Source organism: Stenotrophomonas sp. 22385 (genome assembly GCF_052045085.1).
Classification (GTDB): Bacteria; Pseudomonadota; Gammaproteobacteria; order Xanthomonadales; family Xanthomonadaceae; genus Stenotrophomonas.
The window spans coordinates 188,233-203,637 of the sequence record NZ_JBQEOG010000008.1 but is presented as its reverse complement, the minus strand read 5'-3'; the positions used below and the strand labels follow the sequence as shown (position 1 = coordinate 203,637).

At 68.1% G+C, this 15,405-nt stretch carries 15 protein-coding genes; 9 read left to right on the top strand and 6 right to left on the bottom strand.

The window, feature by feature from the left end; genetic code table 11:
• The first annotated feature begins 11 nt into the window (after nt 1–11).
• Nucleotides 12–473, top strand: a complete 462-nt coding sequence (locus ACTJI4_RS15365) for a bacteriohemerythrin (protein ID WP_068850625.1) — start codon at nt 12–14, stop codon at nt 471–473.
• Here ACTJI4_RS15365 and ACTJI4_RS15360 read toward each other — a convergent pair.
• Complete coding sequence (locus ACTJI4_RS15360; RefSeq protein ID WP_392916214.1) at nt 454–1,749, bottom strand: MFS transporter; 1,296 nt, start codon at nt 1,747–1,749, stop codon at nt 454–456. The two genes, ACTJI4_RS15365 and ACTJI4_RS15360, sit on opposite strands and share 20 nt — an antisense overlap.
• 207 nt (nt 1,750–1,956) lie before the next feature.
• Here ACTJI4_RS15360 and ACTJI4_RS15355 point away from each other — a divergent pair, with 207 nt between their 5' ends.
• The 4 genes from ACTJI4_RS15355 to ACTJI4_RS15340 all read left to right on the top strand — a co-directional run bounded on the left by ACTJI4_RS15355 (nt 1,957) and on the right by ACTJI4_RS15340 (nt 6,307).
• On the top strand, nt 1,957–3,309 hold the full coding sequence (locus tag ACTJI4_RS15355; RefSeq protein WP_440869844.1) for an aspartate aminotransferase family protein: 1,353 nt from the start codon (nt 1,957–1,959) through the stop codon (nt 3,307–3,309).
• A 52-nt stretch (nt 3,310–3,361) separates the two neighbouring features.
• Nucleotides 3,362–4,240, top strand: a complete 879-nt coding sequence (locus ACTJI4_RS15350; RefSeq protein ID WP_440869843.1) for a plasmid replication/partition related protein — start codon at nt 3,362–3,364, stop codon at nt 4,238–4,240.
• A gap of 131 nt (nt 4,241–4,371) precedes the next feature.
• On the top strand, nt 4,372–5,664 hold the full coding sequence (locus tag ACTJI4_RS15345) for a DUF445 domain-containing protein (RefSeq protein ID WP_440869842.1): 1,293 nt from the start codon (nt 4,372–4,374) through the stop codon (nt 5,662–5,664).
• Nucleotides 5,665–5,908: 244 nt separating this feature from the next.
• The gene (locus ACTJI4_RS15340; RefSeq protein ID WP_392916202.1) at nt 5,909–6,307 is read left to right on the top strand and encodes a DUF4124 domain-containing protein; all 399 of its coding nucleotides are present in this window, start codon (nt 5,909–5,911) and stop codon (nt 6,305–6,307) included.
• Between the two features lie 24 nt (nt 6,308–6,331).
• Here the strand turns inward: ACTJI4_RS15340 and ACTJI4_RS15335 are convergent, their stop codons facing one another.
• Nucleotides 6,332–7,561: an aminotransferase class V-fold PLP-dependent enzyme gene (locus tag ACTJI4_RS15335; RefSeq protein ID WP_440869841.1), complete on the bottom strand. Its 1,230-nt coding sequence runs from the start codon at nt 7,559–7,561 to the stop codon at nt 6,332–6,334.
• Between the two features lie 246 nt (nt 7,562–7,807).
• Here ACTJI4_RS15335 and ACTJI4_RS15330 point away from each other — a divergent pair, with 246 nt between their 5' ends.
• Genes ACTJI4_RS15330 through ACTJI4_RS15320 form a run of 3 tightly spaced genes read left to right on the top strand, consistent with a single transcriptional unit; the run spans nt 7,808 to nt 10,088 of the window.
• Nucleotides 7,808–8,131, top strand: a complete 324-nt coding sequence (locus ACTJI4_RS15330; protein WP_440869840.1) for a DUF3649 domain-containing protein — start codon at nt 7,808–7,810, stop codon at nt 8,129–8,131.
• Nucleotides 8,128–9,762, top strand: coding sequence for a PepSY-associated TM helix domain-containing protein (locus ACTJI4_RS15325; RefSeq protein WP_440869839.1), 1,635 nt, complete (start codon nt 8,128–8,130; stop codon nt 9,760–9,762). Before ACTJI4_RS15330 ends, ACTJI4_RS15325 begins: the two co-directional genes overlap by 4 nt.
• On the top strand, nt 9,759–10,088 hold the full coding sequence (locus tag ACTJI4_RS15320; RefSeq protein WP_440869838.1) for a DUF3325 domain-containing protein: 330 nt from the start codon (nt 9,759–9,761) through the stop codon (nt 10,086–10,088). The genes ACTJI4_RS15325 and ACTJI4_RS15320 overlap by 4 nt, the downstream gene beginning before the upstream one ends.
• Nucleotides 10,089–10,146: 58 nt before the next feature.
• Here ACTJI4_RS15320 and rlmKL read toward each other — a convergent pair whose 3' ends face one another.
• Both rlmKL and ACTJI4_RS15310 read right to left on the bottom strand, forming a co-directional pair.
• A complete protein-coding gene (gene rlmKL, locus ACTJI4_RS15315; protein WP_440869837.1) occupies nt 10,147–12,291 on the bottom strand; it encodes a bifunctional 23S rRNA (guanine(2069)-N(7))-methyltransferase RlmK/23S rRNA (guanine(2445)-N(2))-methyltransferase RlmL in 2,145 nt (714 codons plus the stop codon).
• 176 nt (nt 12,292–12,467) lie between these two features.
• A complete protein-coding gene (locus ACTJI4_RS15310) occupies nt 12,468–12,995 on the bottom strand; it encodes a hypothetical protein (protein ID WP_440869836.1) in 528 nt (175 codons plus the stop codon).
• 57 nt (nt 12,996–13,052) lie between these two features.
• Here ACTJI4_RS15310 and ACTJI4_RS15305 point away from each other — a divergent pair, with 57 nt between their 5' ends.
• On the top strand, nt 13,053–13,622 hold the full coding sequence (locus ACTJI4_RS15305; RefSeq protein ID WP_440869835.1) for an N-acetylmuramoyl-L-alanine amidase: 570 nt from the start codon (nt 13,053–13,055) through the stop codon (nt 13,620–13,622).
• Between the two features lie 40 nt (nt 13,623–13,662).
• Here ACTJI4_RS15305 and ACTJI4_RS15300 read toward each other — a convergent pair whose 3' ends face one another.
• Both ACTJI4_RS15300 and ACTJI4_RS15295 read right to left on the bottom strand, forming a co-directional pair.
• Nucleotides 13,663–14,571, bottom strand: a complete 909-nt coding sequence (locus tag ACTJI4_RS15300; RefSeq protein ID WP_392916178.1) for a sulfurtransferase — start codon at nt 14,569–14,571, stop codon at nt 13,663–13,665.
• Complete coding sequence (locus ACTJI4_RS15295; protein WP_392916176.1) at nt 14,568–15,350, bottom strand: CoA pyrophosphatase; 783 nt, start codon at nt 15,348–15,350, stop codon at nt 14,568–14,570. Before ACTJI4_RS15295 ends, ACTJI4_RS15300 begins: the two co-directional genes overlap by 4 nt.
• Between the last annotated feature and the right edge of the window lie 55 nt (nt 15,351–15,405).

Here is a 15,405-nt window from a genome sequence, read left to right as displayed (position 1 = left end):
GGGAACGCAGCATGGCACTTCTGGTCTGGCAGGACGACCTGAACATCGGCATCGACGTCATCGACCACCAGCACATGCGGATCGTGGAGATGCTCAACCACCTGCACGTGGCCCAGACCAGCCTGCACAAGGTGGCCGTGGCCGAGGTGATCGACGAACTCGTGGACTACACCATGTCGCACTTCGCGTTCGAAGAAGAGCTGATGGAAGAAGCCGGCTACCCGTTCTGCGCCGCGCACAAGCGCGTGCACGAGATCTTCGGCAAGCGCGTGTCCGAATACCGGCTGCGTTTCCAGGCCGGCGAAGACATCACCGACGAACTGCGCACGATGCTGTCGCGCTGGCTGTTCAACCACATCCGGGGCGATGACAAGGCCTACGCCGAATCGGTCAAACAGCACCTGAACCAGTTTGCCCGCGACCACCAGCAGGGCAGCTGGCTGGGTCGCACGCTCAAGCGGATTTTCCGCTGAGCCGGGTCGGCCGGCCCATGGCCAGCAGCGCCAGGATGGTGATCACCGCGGTCAGGCACAGGTAGTAGCCCACTGCGACCAGACCAAAACGGCCGGCCAGCCAGGTGGCCACGTACGGCGCCGGCGCCGCGCCGAGGATGCCGGCCAGGTTGAACGACAGCGAAGCGCCGGTGTAGCGCACCTGGACCGGGTAGATTTCGGCCAGGAACGTGCCGCACGGGCCATAGGTCAGGCCCATCAGGAACAGGCCAAGCGCGAGGAACCCCACCACCAGCCACGGACTGCCTGCCTGGAACAACGGCGCGAACAACACGCCGAAGCCGAGGATCAGGCCGCTGGCCACGATCATCGTGCGCCGGGTGCCCCAGCGGTCGCCGTACATCGCCGACAGCGGAATACCGGCGGCGAAGAACAGGATGCCCACCATCTGCAGCAGCAGGAACTGCTCGCGGCTGTAGCGCAGCACAGTCGTGCCGTAGCCCAGGGTAAACACCGTCATCAGGTAGAACAGCACGAAGGTGGCGAATGCGCCGAGCGTGCCCAGCACCAGCGTGCGCGGATGATGGCGCAGCACGCTCCACATCGGCAGGCGCACGCGTTCGTTGCGGTCCAGTGCGGCCTGGAACTGCGGGGTCTCATGGATGTTCAGGCGCACCCACAGGCCTACCGCTACCAGCAACGAACTGGCCAGGAACGGCACGCGCCAGCCCCACTGCAGAAAGTCCGCATCGCTCATCGCGCGGCCCAGCAGCAGGAAGATGCCGGCCGAGAGCAGGAACCCGAGTGGCGCGCCCAACTGCGGGAACATGCCGTACCAGGCGCGCTTACCCGGCGGCGCGTTTTCGGTGGCCAGCAGTACCGCCCCACCCCACTCACCGCCCAGGCCCAGGCCCTGCCCGAACCGGCACAGCGCCAGCAGCGCCGGCGCCACGATGCCGATGCTGGCGTGGGTGGGCAGCAGGCCGATCGCCACGGTCGACACGCCCATGGTCAGCAGCGCGGCCACCAGCGTGGCCTTGCGACCGATCCGGTCGCCGTAATGGCCGAATACCGCCGAGCCGACCGGGCGGGCGATGAACGCCACCGCGAAAGTCGCCAGCGACTGCAGCAGCGCTGCACCCTCGCTGCTGTCGGGGAAGAACAGGTGCGGGAACACCAGCACCGCCGCCGTAGCGTAGATGTAGAAGTCGAAGAATTCGATGGTGGTGCCGATCAGGCTGGCCAGCAGGATACGGCGGGGCGAATTGGCGGCGGTGGCTGCGGCAGGAGTCGACATCGTTCACGTGCGGGAAGATCAGCTGCCCGATTCTGCCACGTGACCGCCGCCGACCGGCGGGATGGTTGCACCGGCAACATTGACTGGCCCCGTGATGCTTGACGACACCCGCGGCAGCCCCGGCCGTTGGCCGGGCCAGGCGGTCCACAACGAAGCAACGATCCAGGCAGTAGAGTCGATCCCATCCACATCCGCAGATCCAGCACCATGGCCCGAACGGAAACCCCACCGTCCTCCCTCTCCCAACATGCGCCCACCACCCTCGACGCCTGGTGGATGCCGTTCACCGCCAACCGCCAGTTCAAGGCCGCGCCGCGCCTGCTGGTGCGTGCCGAAGGCATGTATTACCACGACGTGGACGACCGCCCGATCCTCGATGGCGCCGCCGGGCTGTGGTGCTGCAACGCCGGGCACGCGCGGCCGCGGATCGTGCAGGCCATCCAGCAGCAGGCGGCTACGCTGGATTTCGCCCCGCCGTTCCAGATGGGCTCGCCGCTGCCATTCGTGCTGGCGCAGCGCCTGGCCGCGCTCGCCCCCGGACCGTTGAACCATGCCTTCTTCACCAACTCCGGTTCCGAGGCGGTGGATACGGCGATGAAGATCGTGCTCGGCTATCACCGGCTGCGGGGCGAAGGCCAGCGCACCCGTTTCATCGGGCGCGAGAAGGCCTACCACGGGGTCGGTTTCGGTGGGCTGTCGATTGGCGGGCTGCCCAACAACCGCAAGGGTTTCGGGCCGCTGCTGGCGGGCACCGACTTCCTTCGCCACACCCTGGACGTGTCACGCAATGCCTTCACTCCCGGGCTGCCCCGCCACGGCGCCGAACTGGCCGAAGACCTGGAACGGCTGATCGCGCTGCACGACGCCTCGACGATCGCTGCGGCGTTCGTCGAGCCCATTGCCGGTTCGGCCGGGGTGATCCTGCCGGCGCCGGGCTACCTGCAGCGCCTGCGCGAGATCTGCGACCAGCACGGCATCCTGCTGGTGTTCGACGAGGTCATCACCGGTTTCGGCCGGGTCGGCAACGCCTTTGCCGCGCAGCGCTTCGGGGTCACCCCGGACCTGCTGACGATGGCCAAGGGGCTGACCAACGGCGCGGTGCCGATGGGCGCGGTAATGGTGTCCGATGCCATCCACGCCGCCTATATGCAGGGCTCGCCGGGGGCCATCGAGCTGTTCCACGGCTATACCTATTCCGGCCACCCGCTGGCCTGCGCTGCTGCGTTGGCGGCACTGGACACCTATGCCGCCGAGGGCCTGTTCGAGCGTGCCATCGAACTGGGCGAATACTGGCAGACCCGCCTGCACAGCCTGCGCGGGCTGCCGAACGTGGTGGACATCCGCAATTTCGGGCTGATCGGTGCGGTCGAGCTGGCGCCGCGCAAGGATGCTCCCGGCAGCCGGGGCTATGAGGTGTTCGAGCGCTGCTTCCGCGATGGGGAACTCCTGGTGCGCTGTACCGGCGATGTGATCGCGCTGTCGCCGCCGCTGATCATCGACCGGGCGCAGATCGACCGGATCGTGGACGTGCTGGGCGAGATGATCCGCGCCACGGCGTGATGCTGGCGACCGGTACAATGGGCGGTCAACAGCTGCTCGCCGACCGGATTGCATGGATATTGTCGTCAAAGAAGAACTCAAGGCCTACATCGATCCGCTCACCGCCGACGAATACGAGGCACTGGAGCGCAGCATCCTGGCCGAAGGCTGCCGCGACGCGCTGGTACTGTGGAACGATGTACTGGTGGATGGGCACAACCGCTACGGCATCTGCCAGAAGCATGGCCTGCCGTTCCAGACGGTGCAGAACACCCGCTTCCAGTCGATGGATGACGTGCACCTGTGGATGATCGAACAGCATCTGGGCCGGCGCAGCGTCTCCGACTTCCAGCGCGGTGTGCTGGCCCTGCGCAAGCGCGACATCTTGGCCGAGCGCCACCGCGCCGACCAGGCCCAGCTGCAGCGCGAAAGCGACGGCGAGATTGCCGATGCCACGCCCGAGGGTGACGATGACAGCCCACCGTGGGCGCCGGCGCCGAAGGTGAGCCGCGCCGACATGGCGCGCGAAGCCCGGCTGAGCAGCAGTCAGGTGACGATGATCGAGCGTATCCACAAGCAGGCCGCGCCGGAACTGGTGGAAGCGGTCAAGAGCGGGGTGATCTCGATCAGCGCCGCGGCGGCGGTGGCTGCGCTGCCGGAAGAGGAGCAGCGTGCGGCCGCAGCCGCCGGCAAGGAAGAGCTGAAGCAGGCCGCCAAGCGCGTGCGCGAGGCCAAGCGCAAACCGCGCAAACCAGTGCAGGAGGTTCTGCACAGCGCCGATGGCGAGCTGGAGATCGATCCCAGTCGTGAAGCCGAGATTGCCGAGGCACTGACCTCGCTGGGCGAAGGTCCGGCCGAGCTGCGCCAGCGGGTGATCGCGCTGACCCTCGAAAACGATGCGCTCCGCGCGCAGCTGAGGTCACTTCGCCAACAGGTCGGCGAAGTGGCGTAACCCGTTTTGCCGGCCAACGACCGGCACTACCGTCGAGCGATGAGGAATTTCCATGGTAGCGCCGGCCGTTGGCCGGCCCTCCAGAATGCCTGTCGAGGCGGTGTTCGCACCCGTGTCGATACACTTGCCGCATGAACACCCCTCCCTCGATTGACCCCCGCCGCGCCCAGCTGCGCCGCCTCAAAGCCATTGCCCTGGCGATGCTGCTGGCCATGCTGGCCGGTTTCGTCGTCAGCCACCTCAACGGCGAGCGCGGCATCTGGGCGTGGGTGTCCGCCTTCTGCGAAGCGGCTGCGGTGGGCGCGCTGGCCGACTGGTTCGCGGTGGTGGCGCTGTTCCGTCACCCGCTCGGGCTGCCGATCCCGCACACCGCGATCATCCCGCGCAGCAAGGAACGCATCGCCGACAGCCTGGCGGTGTTCGTGCGCGACCAGTTCCTGGAACCGCAGGCACTGCTGGCCCGGCTGCAGGTATTCGACCCCGCCAGCCGGCTCGGTAGCTGGTTGGCCGATCCGGAACGCTCGCGGCTGTTGGCCGACATGGCCCGCGGCTGGGCCCTGCAGGCGCTGGATTTCCTTGACGAAGCTGCCGTGCGCCGCAGCATCCAGTCGTTCGTGGTCGAGCAGTTGCGGCAGTGGAACGCCGCAGCCACCGCCGGTGAGCTGCTCGGCCTGCTCACTGCCGATAACCGCCATCAGCGGGTGCTGGACGAAGGGCTGACCCGGATCAGCCAGTGGATGGACAACGAAGCGGTGCGGCAGCGGGCGTCCGAGTTGATCGTGCGCTACATCCAGCGCGAATGGCCGAAGCTGGCCAGCACGGTCAACTGGGTCAAGCCGATCGATGAAATCGGCGACAGCCTGGCCGAGCGCATGGCGCACGCAGTACTGGCCGAGCTGCAGCAGATCCTGGCCGAGCCGGAACACCCGCTGCGCAAGGACTACGAGGTGTGGCTGGGCGACTACATCCGGCGCCTGCGTCATGACCCGGCCCTGGCCGAAAAGGTCGACCAGCTCAAGCAGCAGGTGATCGACCACCCGGCCGTGCAGGAGTACGTTCAGGGCCTGTGGGCGCGCATCCATGCCAGCCTGCGCGCCGACCTGTCCAGCGAAGACTCGGCGCTGGCCGGACACCTGCGGCGCAGCCTGGCCAAGGTCGGCCAGGCGCTGCAGGACGATCCCTCCCTGCGCGAGGCGCTGAACCAGCATCTGATGGACGGTGCCGAGCGCCTGACCAGCCGCCTGCGCGAGGGCGTGACCAGCCATATCGCCCAGACCGTGAAGGGGTGGGACGAACGGCACCTGGTGGAGCAGCTGGAGCTGAGTGTGGGTCGCGACCTGCAGTTCATCCGGTTCAACGGCACCCTGGTGGGTGGGTTGATCGGGCTGTTGCTGCATGCGTTGACTGTTTGGATGCACTGGTAATGCACGGTCACGACCAACGGTCGTGACCTACCGGAATCCGGCATCGATCAACACCGGATGGGGCATCGATCAATGCCGGATGGGGCATCGACCAACACCCGCCGGCATGGATCAGTGCAGGTAGGTCACGACCGTTGGTCGTGACGCGCGTGTTGCCCGGTTGACAGATTGCCCGGGTGTTTTTGAGACGTGGTTCGCGTATTCTGCCGCGCATTCAGGGCTGGAGTGGCCCGCCGGGGGAACCATGCGAAGGACGATCGTGACGTTGGCGCTGTGTGCGCTGGCCTGCAATGCCCACGCCGGGCGCGTGTACAAATGTGCCGCTGGCGGCCAGACCATCTACCAGACCGTGCCCTGCCCCCCCGAGCAGGACACCGGCGTGACCCGCCCGATCGTCAAAGACCCCAACCTCACCTGGGAAGAGCGCACGCGCGCCCAGCGCGACCTGCACCAGGCCCGTCGCCGCATGCAGGCCGACGCCGGCCGCGGCCAGCCGCCGGTCCGCGGCACCGTGATCGAGGGTGCGGCCAATCCGGAACAATGCGAAGAACTGCGTTCCCGCCGTGAGATCAGCGAGATGTTCGGACGCCCCGCACCGGCGCGCATCGACGCCGAAATCGCCAAGGCCTGCAGCTCGCGCTGAACGTCTACCGGCAGGGAGACCCTGCTAACCAGCAACTGCGCGCACGGCGTCGATCAGCGACTGCATCTGCGGGGGGGAGCTGAAGATGCCGGGTGTCACGCGCACGCAGGCGCCGGATGCCAGTCCGTCGCGGGCCACCACGAAGACACCGCACTGTTGCAGCATGCGCTCGGCGGTGGCGGTGTTGGCCTCCAGGCTGAACTGACCGCGCAGGCGGAAGGCGGCGATGGCGCTGGACAGACGCGGATCCGGTGAGGACAGCAGCTGGATCCGGGCGTCGTCGCGCAGCGCGTCCAGCCACTGGTTGCGCAGGCGCAGCAGACGGGCACGTTTGTTCGCCACGCCGATCCGCTGGTGCAGCGACAACGCGGCCGGCAAGGCCATGACGGCTGCGAAGTTGACCGTACCGGTGTGGACGCGGCTGTCGATTTCGCCGGTGTCCGCCTCGCCCATGCAGGGATCCAGGTCCTGGACGCGTCCGCGACGCACGTAGAGCGCGCCCATGCCGACCGGTGCGCCGATCCATTTGTGCAGGTTGATGCCGACGAAATCCGCGCCCAGCGCGTGCAGCGGTGTGTCGACCTGGCCGATGCCATGGGCCGCATCCAGCACCACGTCCGCGCCGGCCGCGCGGGCCAGTGCGCTGATCTCCGCCACCGGCAGCAGCATGCCGTTGCGATGGCCGACCTGGGTGAGCAGCAGCAGGCGGGTGCGCGGGTAGCGCGCCAGCGCCTGGCGATAGGTGTCGACGATGCCGTCATGGTCGAACGGCTCCGGCAGCACGATGCGCTGTACCTCCACCCCCCTGCGTTCGCGCAGCCACTGCACTGCAGCGATCGCGCTTTCGTGGTCGGTGTCCGCATGGAGCACGGTATCGCCCGGAGACAGGTTCCGGTAGCCGGCAATCAGGACCTGCATCGCTTCCGTCGCGCCCCGGGTCAGCGCGATCTCATCGGCACCCACGCCAAGCGCTTCGGCCAGCGTTGCACGCGCGTGTTCCAACAGCAGCGGGAACTCCCGTCGCCCGAACCAGGCGTTCTCGCGGTTCACCCGCGCGGTGGCGCGGTGATACGACTGCAACACTGGCCGCGCCATCGCGCCCCAGTAGCCGTTGTCGAGCATGACCACCTCGTCGGTCAGGTCGTACAGCGCCGCTACCCGGGACCACCAGTCCTCATCGGCTGCCAGCATGTCAGGGTCGCGCCCGGCGGGATCGGGCAAGGCGCCGGGAGCGTGCAGGTCTGCGTCGGTCATGCGGCCAGTATTGCAGCCGCCGCGCGAAGAGCGGGTGGCGCGAAACGCCTATCAATCTTGCCGAAGCGAATGATAATGACTATCATTAGCGCACTGGATGCTTCCTCGATGCCGTCCTGCGCGAGGCAACACCGATCTCCAGGGATACCCCGCCCTGTGCGGCGGCTTGGCCAAGGATGGCCACCCTCCCCTGTCACCGGCCACGGCCGGTGACCTTCGTTGTTCGATCCGACATTGCAGGTTCCCGTGGACAGCACGCCTGATGCCAGCTGGTACAACCGCTTCGGCGGTTTCTTCGCCCGCCCCTGGTTGGGAGTGCTGTCGCGTTCGTTGGCCGCGATCATCGGCGGCTACGCGCTGGCCGCCACCTGCGCGATGTTCTTCGCCGTGGCCCTGCCGATCGCCCGCGCCCAGGCGGTGCTGACCGGCATGCTGGTGGCGATCGTGCTGTGCGCCTGCGCCGCGCTGTGGGCATTCGCCGCCCGCACCGCACTGCGCGCCTGGATCGGCATCGCCGTGCCCACCGCGTTGTTCTGGCTGGGCACCCTCGCACTGGGAGCTCGTGCATGAAGAATGGATTCCGCCAGTCCATGGCCTGGCTGCACACCTGGACCGGCCTGCTGGTCGGCTGGCTGCTGCTGCTCATCTTCATGGCCGGCACCGCCAGCTACTACCGCGAGGAAATCAGCCGCTGGATGCGCCCGGAGCTGCCACGCAGCAGCGTGCCCACCGAGGTTGCCGCCGAGCGCGCGGTAACCTTCCTGCAGCACAAGGCGCCGCAGGCCGAAAGCTGGAACGTGACCCTGCCCGACCCGCGCAACCCGGCGATGCGCATGTTCTGGCGCAACCCCGAATCGATGATGAAACCGCCGGCCGAAGGCGAAAGGCGCCGCCGCGGCGGTGGCCGCTTCGGCGATGCCACGGTGGACCCGGCCAGCGGCGAGGAAGTGGCCGCTCGCGAAACACGCGGCGGCGATTTCTTCTACCGGCTGCATTTCGACCTGCATTACATTCCGGTGCTGTGGGCGCGCTACCTGGTGGGCTTCTGCGCGATGTTCATGCTGGTGGCGATCATCACCGGCGTGATCACCCACAAGAAGATCTTCAAGGACTTCTTCACCTTCCGGAAGGACAAGGGCCTGCGTTCGTGGCTGGACTTCCACAACGTCAGCGCGGTGATGGCCCTGCCCTACCACGCGATGATTACCTATACCGGGATTGTCACGCTGATGTTCATGTACCTGCCGCAGGGCGTGAGCGTGGCCTATCCCAAGGACGAGGATGCCTTCTTCAGCGAGGCCTTTGCGCGCCTGGCCGATCCGACCGACCCCGCCGAAGGTCGCGCCGCCGCGCTGCCGATCCAGCAGCTGCTCAACAGCGCACGCGCCGAATGGAAGGGCGCGCAGGTCAGTGGCTTCACCGTGTTCCATCCGGGCGCGGCCAATGCGGTGATCGACATCTACCAGCGTGACGGCAAGCGGCTGTCGGTCGACACGCCTTCGCTGCGCTACCACGCGGTCAGCGGCGCGCTGATCCAGACCAGCCCGGTGCCCGGCGGCGCTACCCACGCCCGTGGCGTGATGTACGGCCTGCACCTGGCCCGGTTCGCGGACTGGGGCCTGCGTGCCCTGTTCTTCCTCTCCGGCCTGGTCGGCTGCCTGATGGTGGCCAGCGGCGTGGTGCTGTGGGCGGTCAAGGAGCGCCCCAAACACGCCAAGGCCGGCCGGATCGGCTTCGGCCTGCGCCTGGTGGATGCGCTCAACATCGGCGCCGTGGCCGGCCTGCCGATCGCGTTTGCCGCCTACTTCTGGGGTAACCGCCTGCTGCCACTGCAAATGGCCGAGCGTTCCGACGCGGAAGCCAGCGTGTTCTTCCATGCCTGGGGTGCCGCCCTGCTGGCGGCCTTCCTCTGGCCCAGGCGGTTGATGTGGGCCTGGCAGCTGTACCTGGGCGCTGCCCTGTTCGCGCTGATTCCGCTGATCAATGCGCTCACCACCCGTGCGCATCTGGGCGTCACCCTGCGCACCGGCGACTGGGCACTGGCCGGGTTCGATCTGGTGATGCTCGCCTTCGGCGCAATGCTGGCGTACTGCGGCCTGCGCATGCAGCGTTGGCAGCCGGCGTTGAGTGCGGCAGAGAAGAAGAAGCGCCAGACGGCTGCCCTTGCCGCCACGGCGGATACCGCCGAGGCCCGCGCATGATGCTGCTGGCGCTCACGTTGAATTTTTCGGCGTTCGCCGCGCTGTCGCTGGCGATGGAAAAGCACCAGCTCGATCTACACGGCAAGGCGCACCCCAGGCCAGCGCGCATGCGGCTGTGCCGCGGGTCGGGCTGGGCATTGCTGGTCACCGCGTTTGCCGCGTGCGTGGTCGACCACGGCTGGGCCGCCGGCCCGGTGCTGTGGCTGGGCGCGATGACGGTCAGCGGCCTGCTGATCGCCTTCGGCCTGTACCCCTGGCGGCCGCGTTGGATCGCGCCCCTGGCCTGGGCATTACCCGTGGTGGGGCTGGCTGCGGCTGTGCTGTAACGCCCGCCACGACCAACGGTCGTGGCCTACCGATGTTGCCGGTAGGTCGCACGTTGGATCAGGCGCCGTAGCGCCGGATCTCCCATGCGCGGTGGATGCGCGGATTCCGCTCGAAATCCTCGCCGATGGTATCGGCGGAAATCTCGCGGCACTCGGCGAACTCCTTGACCGCTTCCTCGTCGAGCTTGAAGCGGCGGAAGTTGTTCGAAAAATACAGCACGCCTTCCGGGCTCAACCGCGCCACGGCCGCGCGCAGCAACCGCACGTGCTCGCGCTGCACGTCGAAATCCTCGGCGCGGGCGGAGTTGGAGAAGGTCGGCGGGTCGCAGAAGATCACATCGAAACGATGCCGCTCGGCTTCCAGCCACGCCAGCGCATCGGCCTGGATCAGCTGGTGCTGGCTGCCGCCCTTGCCGTTCAGGGCCAGGTTGTCGGCGCACCACTGCAGGTAGGTGCCGGACAGGTCCACGCTGGTGGTGGAGGCCGCACCAGCCACCGCCGCCTGCACGCTGGCCACGCCGGTGTAGCAGAACAGGTTGAGGAAGCGCTTGCCCTGCGCTTCCCTGGCCATGTGCCAGCGCAGCGGGCGGTGGTCCAGGAACAGGCCGGTGTCCAGGTAATCGAACAGGTTCACCCGCAGCAGTGCATCGTTCTCGCGCACCAGCACGAACTCGCCACGCTGTTCGAAGCGGCCATACTTGCTGCCGCCCTTGCCGCGCTCGCGCGATTTCAGCGCGACCTGTTCGGCCGGCACCTGGAATACCTCGCGCGCGGCCGATAGCAGCTCGTTGCGGCGGCGGCGCACGTCCACGTCGGGAATGGTGGCCGGCGCGGCGTATTCCTGCACGTGCAGGAAGGTGCGGCCCGCGCCGCCGTCTTCCTCATACACGTCGATGGCGGCGGCGTACTCGGGCAGGTCGGCGTCATACACGCGGTAGCAGGTGACCTGTTCGCGCGCTCTCCATGTCTTGAATTTGCGGATGTTCTTGCGCAGCCGGTTGGCCACCATCTGCGCGCCTTCGCTGAGCTCGCGCGGCTGCCCTGCATGCTCGCGCTGCGGCACGGCGATGGGATCGCACACGATCAACGCACACTCGATGGCGCCGTTGAACAGCTGGTATTTCTTGTTCGCGCGCAGGCCGGTGGCAAATGCCAGTTCGGCGCTGCCGCACAGCAGGCTGGCCCGCCACTGCGGTACCGCACGCTTGAGCGCATCGCCCAGGCGGCGATACAGCACCGCATCGGCGGCCAGACGCTCGTCATACGGCGGGTTGCACACCACGCAGCCGGTTTCCTGCGGCGGCACCTGCACGTCTGCCACGTCACGCACACCAAACCAGATCGCTGCGGCGACACCGGCGGTTTCCGCGTTTTCCTTGGCCGCGCGGATCGCATGCGGGTCGATATCGCTGCCGTGGATGACCTGCTTGAGCGCGGCGCGCCCGGCCTGCTCGCGGGTGCGCGCCTCGGCCATCAGGGCGTTCCAGGCATCACGATCAAAGCCCAGCCAGCGGCTCGGCGGAATGCTGCCATGGCGCTGCAGCCCCGGCGCAACGTCGGCGGCCATCAACGCGCCTTCGATCAGCAGGGTGCCGCTGCCGCACATCGGGTCGAGCAGGCCGCCCCCTTCGGCGTGGATCCTGGGCCAGTTGGCGCGCATCAGCACGGCCGCCGCCAGGTTTTCCTTCAGCGGCGCCTCGTTCTGCGCCATGCGCCAGCCGCGCCGGTGCATCGGGCCGCCGCCAAGGTCGATCGAGATCGAGGCACGGCCCTTGCGCAGGGACAGGTTGATGCGTACATCCGGGAATTCGGTATTCACCGACGGCCGCTCCAGGCCCTGCGCGCGCAGGCTGTCGACCACACCATCCTTGACCCGCTGCGCGGCAAAGCGCGCGTGGGTGATTTCGGTCCCCGACACATGCGCGTCCACCGACAGGGTCAGCTCGGGGCTGATGTGCTGCTCCCACGGCATCGACGACACGCCCTGGTACAGCGATCCCTCGTCCGGGCAGTCGAACTCGGCCAGTGGCCAGAGTACCCGGCTGGCCAGGCGCGACCACAGCACCACCTTCAGCGCCTGCGGCAGCTCGCCCTCGGCATTGACGCCGGAAATGGTGGCAGTGGCCCTGGACAGGCCCAGCGCCAGCAGTTCGTCGGCGAGCAGGTACTCCAGGCCCTTGGCGCAGGAAACAAAGAATTTCACGGGATCGGTATCGCAGGTCAGCAGGAAGGGGGGCCCACGGGCACCGCAGGCGGCCCGGGCGCAGGCGCCGGACCGTCCATTGTACGTGACCCGGCCGGAATCGCCCCGGGACGCCCTGCGGCAGGTGCCAACCGCCTGTCGGCCTCCGATAGGTACCCACCGTTGGTGGGTACGCGTCAAAGGCCCAGAAGCAGCGCCTCGAACGCCTGCGCCGACGCATCCACGTGGTTGTTCAGGCGGTGCCCGTCATCCACCAGCAGCAGCCGCGCCGCGCGCGCCTGGGCCCAGGCGATCACATCGGCGGCCGGAATCAGCTCGTCGTGCCAGGCGTGGACCACGCTGGTGGGCACGCGGGCGGCGTCCAGGGCCGGCATCGGCCCCATCCGGGTCGGTGGCACCATCAGGAACAGGCCCTTGACAGGCACCTGCAGCGAGGCGATGGCGGAAATGTAGGCGCCCAGCGAGGACCCGGCCAGCACCACCGGGCCACCTGCGGCAGCGGCGCCGGCACGTTCGACCAGGCGCTGCAGGCGGGCACGGACATCGCCCACGCTGCTGACCTCGCGCAGGGCATCCAGGTCGGTGTAGTCCGGGCGTTCGTGGGTCCATCCCAGCCGCTGGGCCACCTCGGCCAGGGCGGTCACCTTGGTGGCGTCCGGGCCGCTTTCGAAGCCGTGGGAAAGAATGCAGTGGCCGCGGCTCATGCAGCCACCGCGTGGAAATCGATATCAGCGCTCATGCCCGAATGCTAGCATCGGCGCATGCCCGACCGCGCCCCGCCCGACATCGTTGAACAGCCGCTGCCCTACCTGGCGCAGCTGGGTGAGCGGGCGGTGGACGACATCGATCTGGTGGTGATCCACTGCACCGAACTGCCCGATCTGGCCACGGCGCGCCGCTATGGCGAACGCGTGCTGTATGACAGCGGCACCGGCAACAGCGGGCATTACTACATCGACCGCGACGGCAGCATCGTCCAATACGTCCCGATCGAGCGCGTGGCCCACCACGTCAGCGGCTACAACCCGCGTTCGATCGGCATCGAACTGGTCAACACCGGCCGCTACCCGCACTGGCTGGACTCGCGCCACCAGGCGATGGACGAGCCCTACCCGGACCCACAGATCGCTGCCCTGATCGATCTGCTCCAGCACCTGTGCGCTGTCCTGCCCGCCCTGCACCACATCGCCGGGCACGAAGCGCTGGACACCCGCGAAGAGGTGGCCAGCGATGACCCCGACCGCCGTGTGCCACGCAAACGCGACCCGGGCCGGTTGTTTCCATGGCCGCGGGTGCTGGCAGCGATCCGGTTGACTCCCCTGGCCCTTTGATCGCCGTCCGCGCGGGCCGGCCAATGGCCGGCGCCACCGCTCAGCTGCCCGTAGCCACCGGCCGGCTTGAATCACTGACCCACCCGCTCCACGAATCGGCATAGATCCGCGCACCGTGCAGCCCGGCCACTTCCATGGCCAGCAGCAGATGGCAGGCGGTGACGCCCGATCCACACATCAGCACCACCTGCTGCGGATCATGGGTTCCGATCAGTGGGCGCAGCGCGGCCTGCAGCTCGGCCGCCGGTCGCAGGCGCCCTTCGGCCACGTTCAACCCGAATGGGCGGTTCACCGCCCCCGGCACATGCCCCGCCACCGGGTCCAGCGGCTCCACCTCACCGCGGAAACGTTCGCCGGCGCGCGCATCCAGCAGCCAGCCCGTCGCGTGCTTCAAGCGTGCGGCAACCTCGTCGGACGACGCCACCTGGGTGGTGTCGAAGCGACCCGGGTAGGCCGGCAACGGCGCCACCTCCGGTACCTCCGTGGTCAGCGGTAGACCGGCGGCCTGCCACGCCGCAAGGCCACCGTCGAGCACCGCTACCTGTGCATGCCCGATCAACCGCAGCAGCCACCATGCGCGTGCCGCCGCCATGCTGCCGTCGCCGCCGTCGTAGACCACGACCTGGGTATCCGGACCGATGCCCCACCGCCCCAGCGTGGCAGCAAACGCATCGCTGTCCGGCAACGGGTGGCGGCCGTGGCCGACCACGCTCATGTCGGCCAGATCGCGGTTCACGTCCGCCCGCAGCGCGCCCGGCAGGTGCCCTGCGGCGTAGTCGCGCGCACCGGCCTGCGGATCGGACAGCGAAAAGCGCGCATCCAGCAAGCGCGGCGCCGCACTCGCGATGGCGCGGGCATCCAGCAGGCGGGCATCCCCCTGCGCCAGTGCGCTGGACAGCGTCGCCACATCGACAAGCGTGGTCCAGGCATTCGGCTTCGCAGTACTCATTCCAGTTGCTCCAGGCGGCGACGCAGGTTGTAAAGGATGGCGGCGGTGGCGCCCCAGATGCGCTGGCCAGGCCAGCCGTATTCCAGAACGTGGCGGATGCGGCCGCGGTGATCGATCTCGACCTGGCGCAGGTTGGCCGGGTCCATCAGGTAATCGAACGGCACCTCGAATACTTCGGCCACTTCATCCGGCTGCGGCACCGCCACGAAGCCGGGATCGATCACCGCCACCACCGGCATCACCCGGTAGCCGGTGATGGTCACGAACGGATCCAGGTAGCCCAGCGCCTGTACCTGATCGTGCGCAAGCGCGATTTCCTCATTGCTTTCGCGCACGGCGGCGGCCACCGCATCGCGGTCATCGGGCTCCTGGCGGCCGCCGGGAAACCCCACCTGCCCGCCGTGCTGGCGCAGGGTATCCGTGCGCCGGGTCAGCAGTACCTGCGCGCCGCCGGGGCGCGGAATGATCCCGGCCAGCACCGCCGCTTCCACCGGCGGGCCGGGCGGCAGCAGGTCAGCCAATTCGCTGCGGTTCCAGCCCTCGCCCCCTGGGGGTGCATCGAGCGGGTGCAGCGCGCGCAGCAGCCGCTCGTGGCTGGCCAGCGAGCCACCCAGCGACTGCCGCAGCTGTTCGCGCAGCGGCAGCACCTGCCGCATCACATGATGTTGTTCGTGTCGGGTCATCGTTGACCAGCGGGTGATTTCATCCACACTGCGCAGGCAGCCGCCGCACAGCCCGGCGCGATCAAGCGCGCAGGTTCCGATGCAGGGGCTGGGCATGGCATGAGCGGGGTTTTCCGGGAAGTGCACCGGGCAACAGTAGCGCGAATACAGG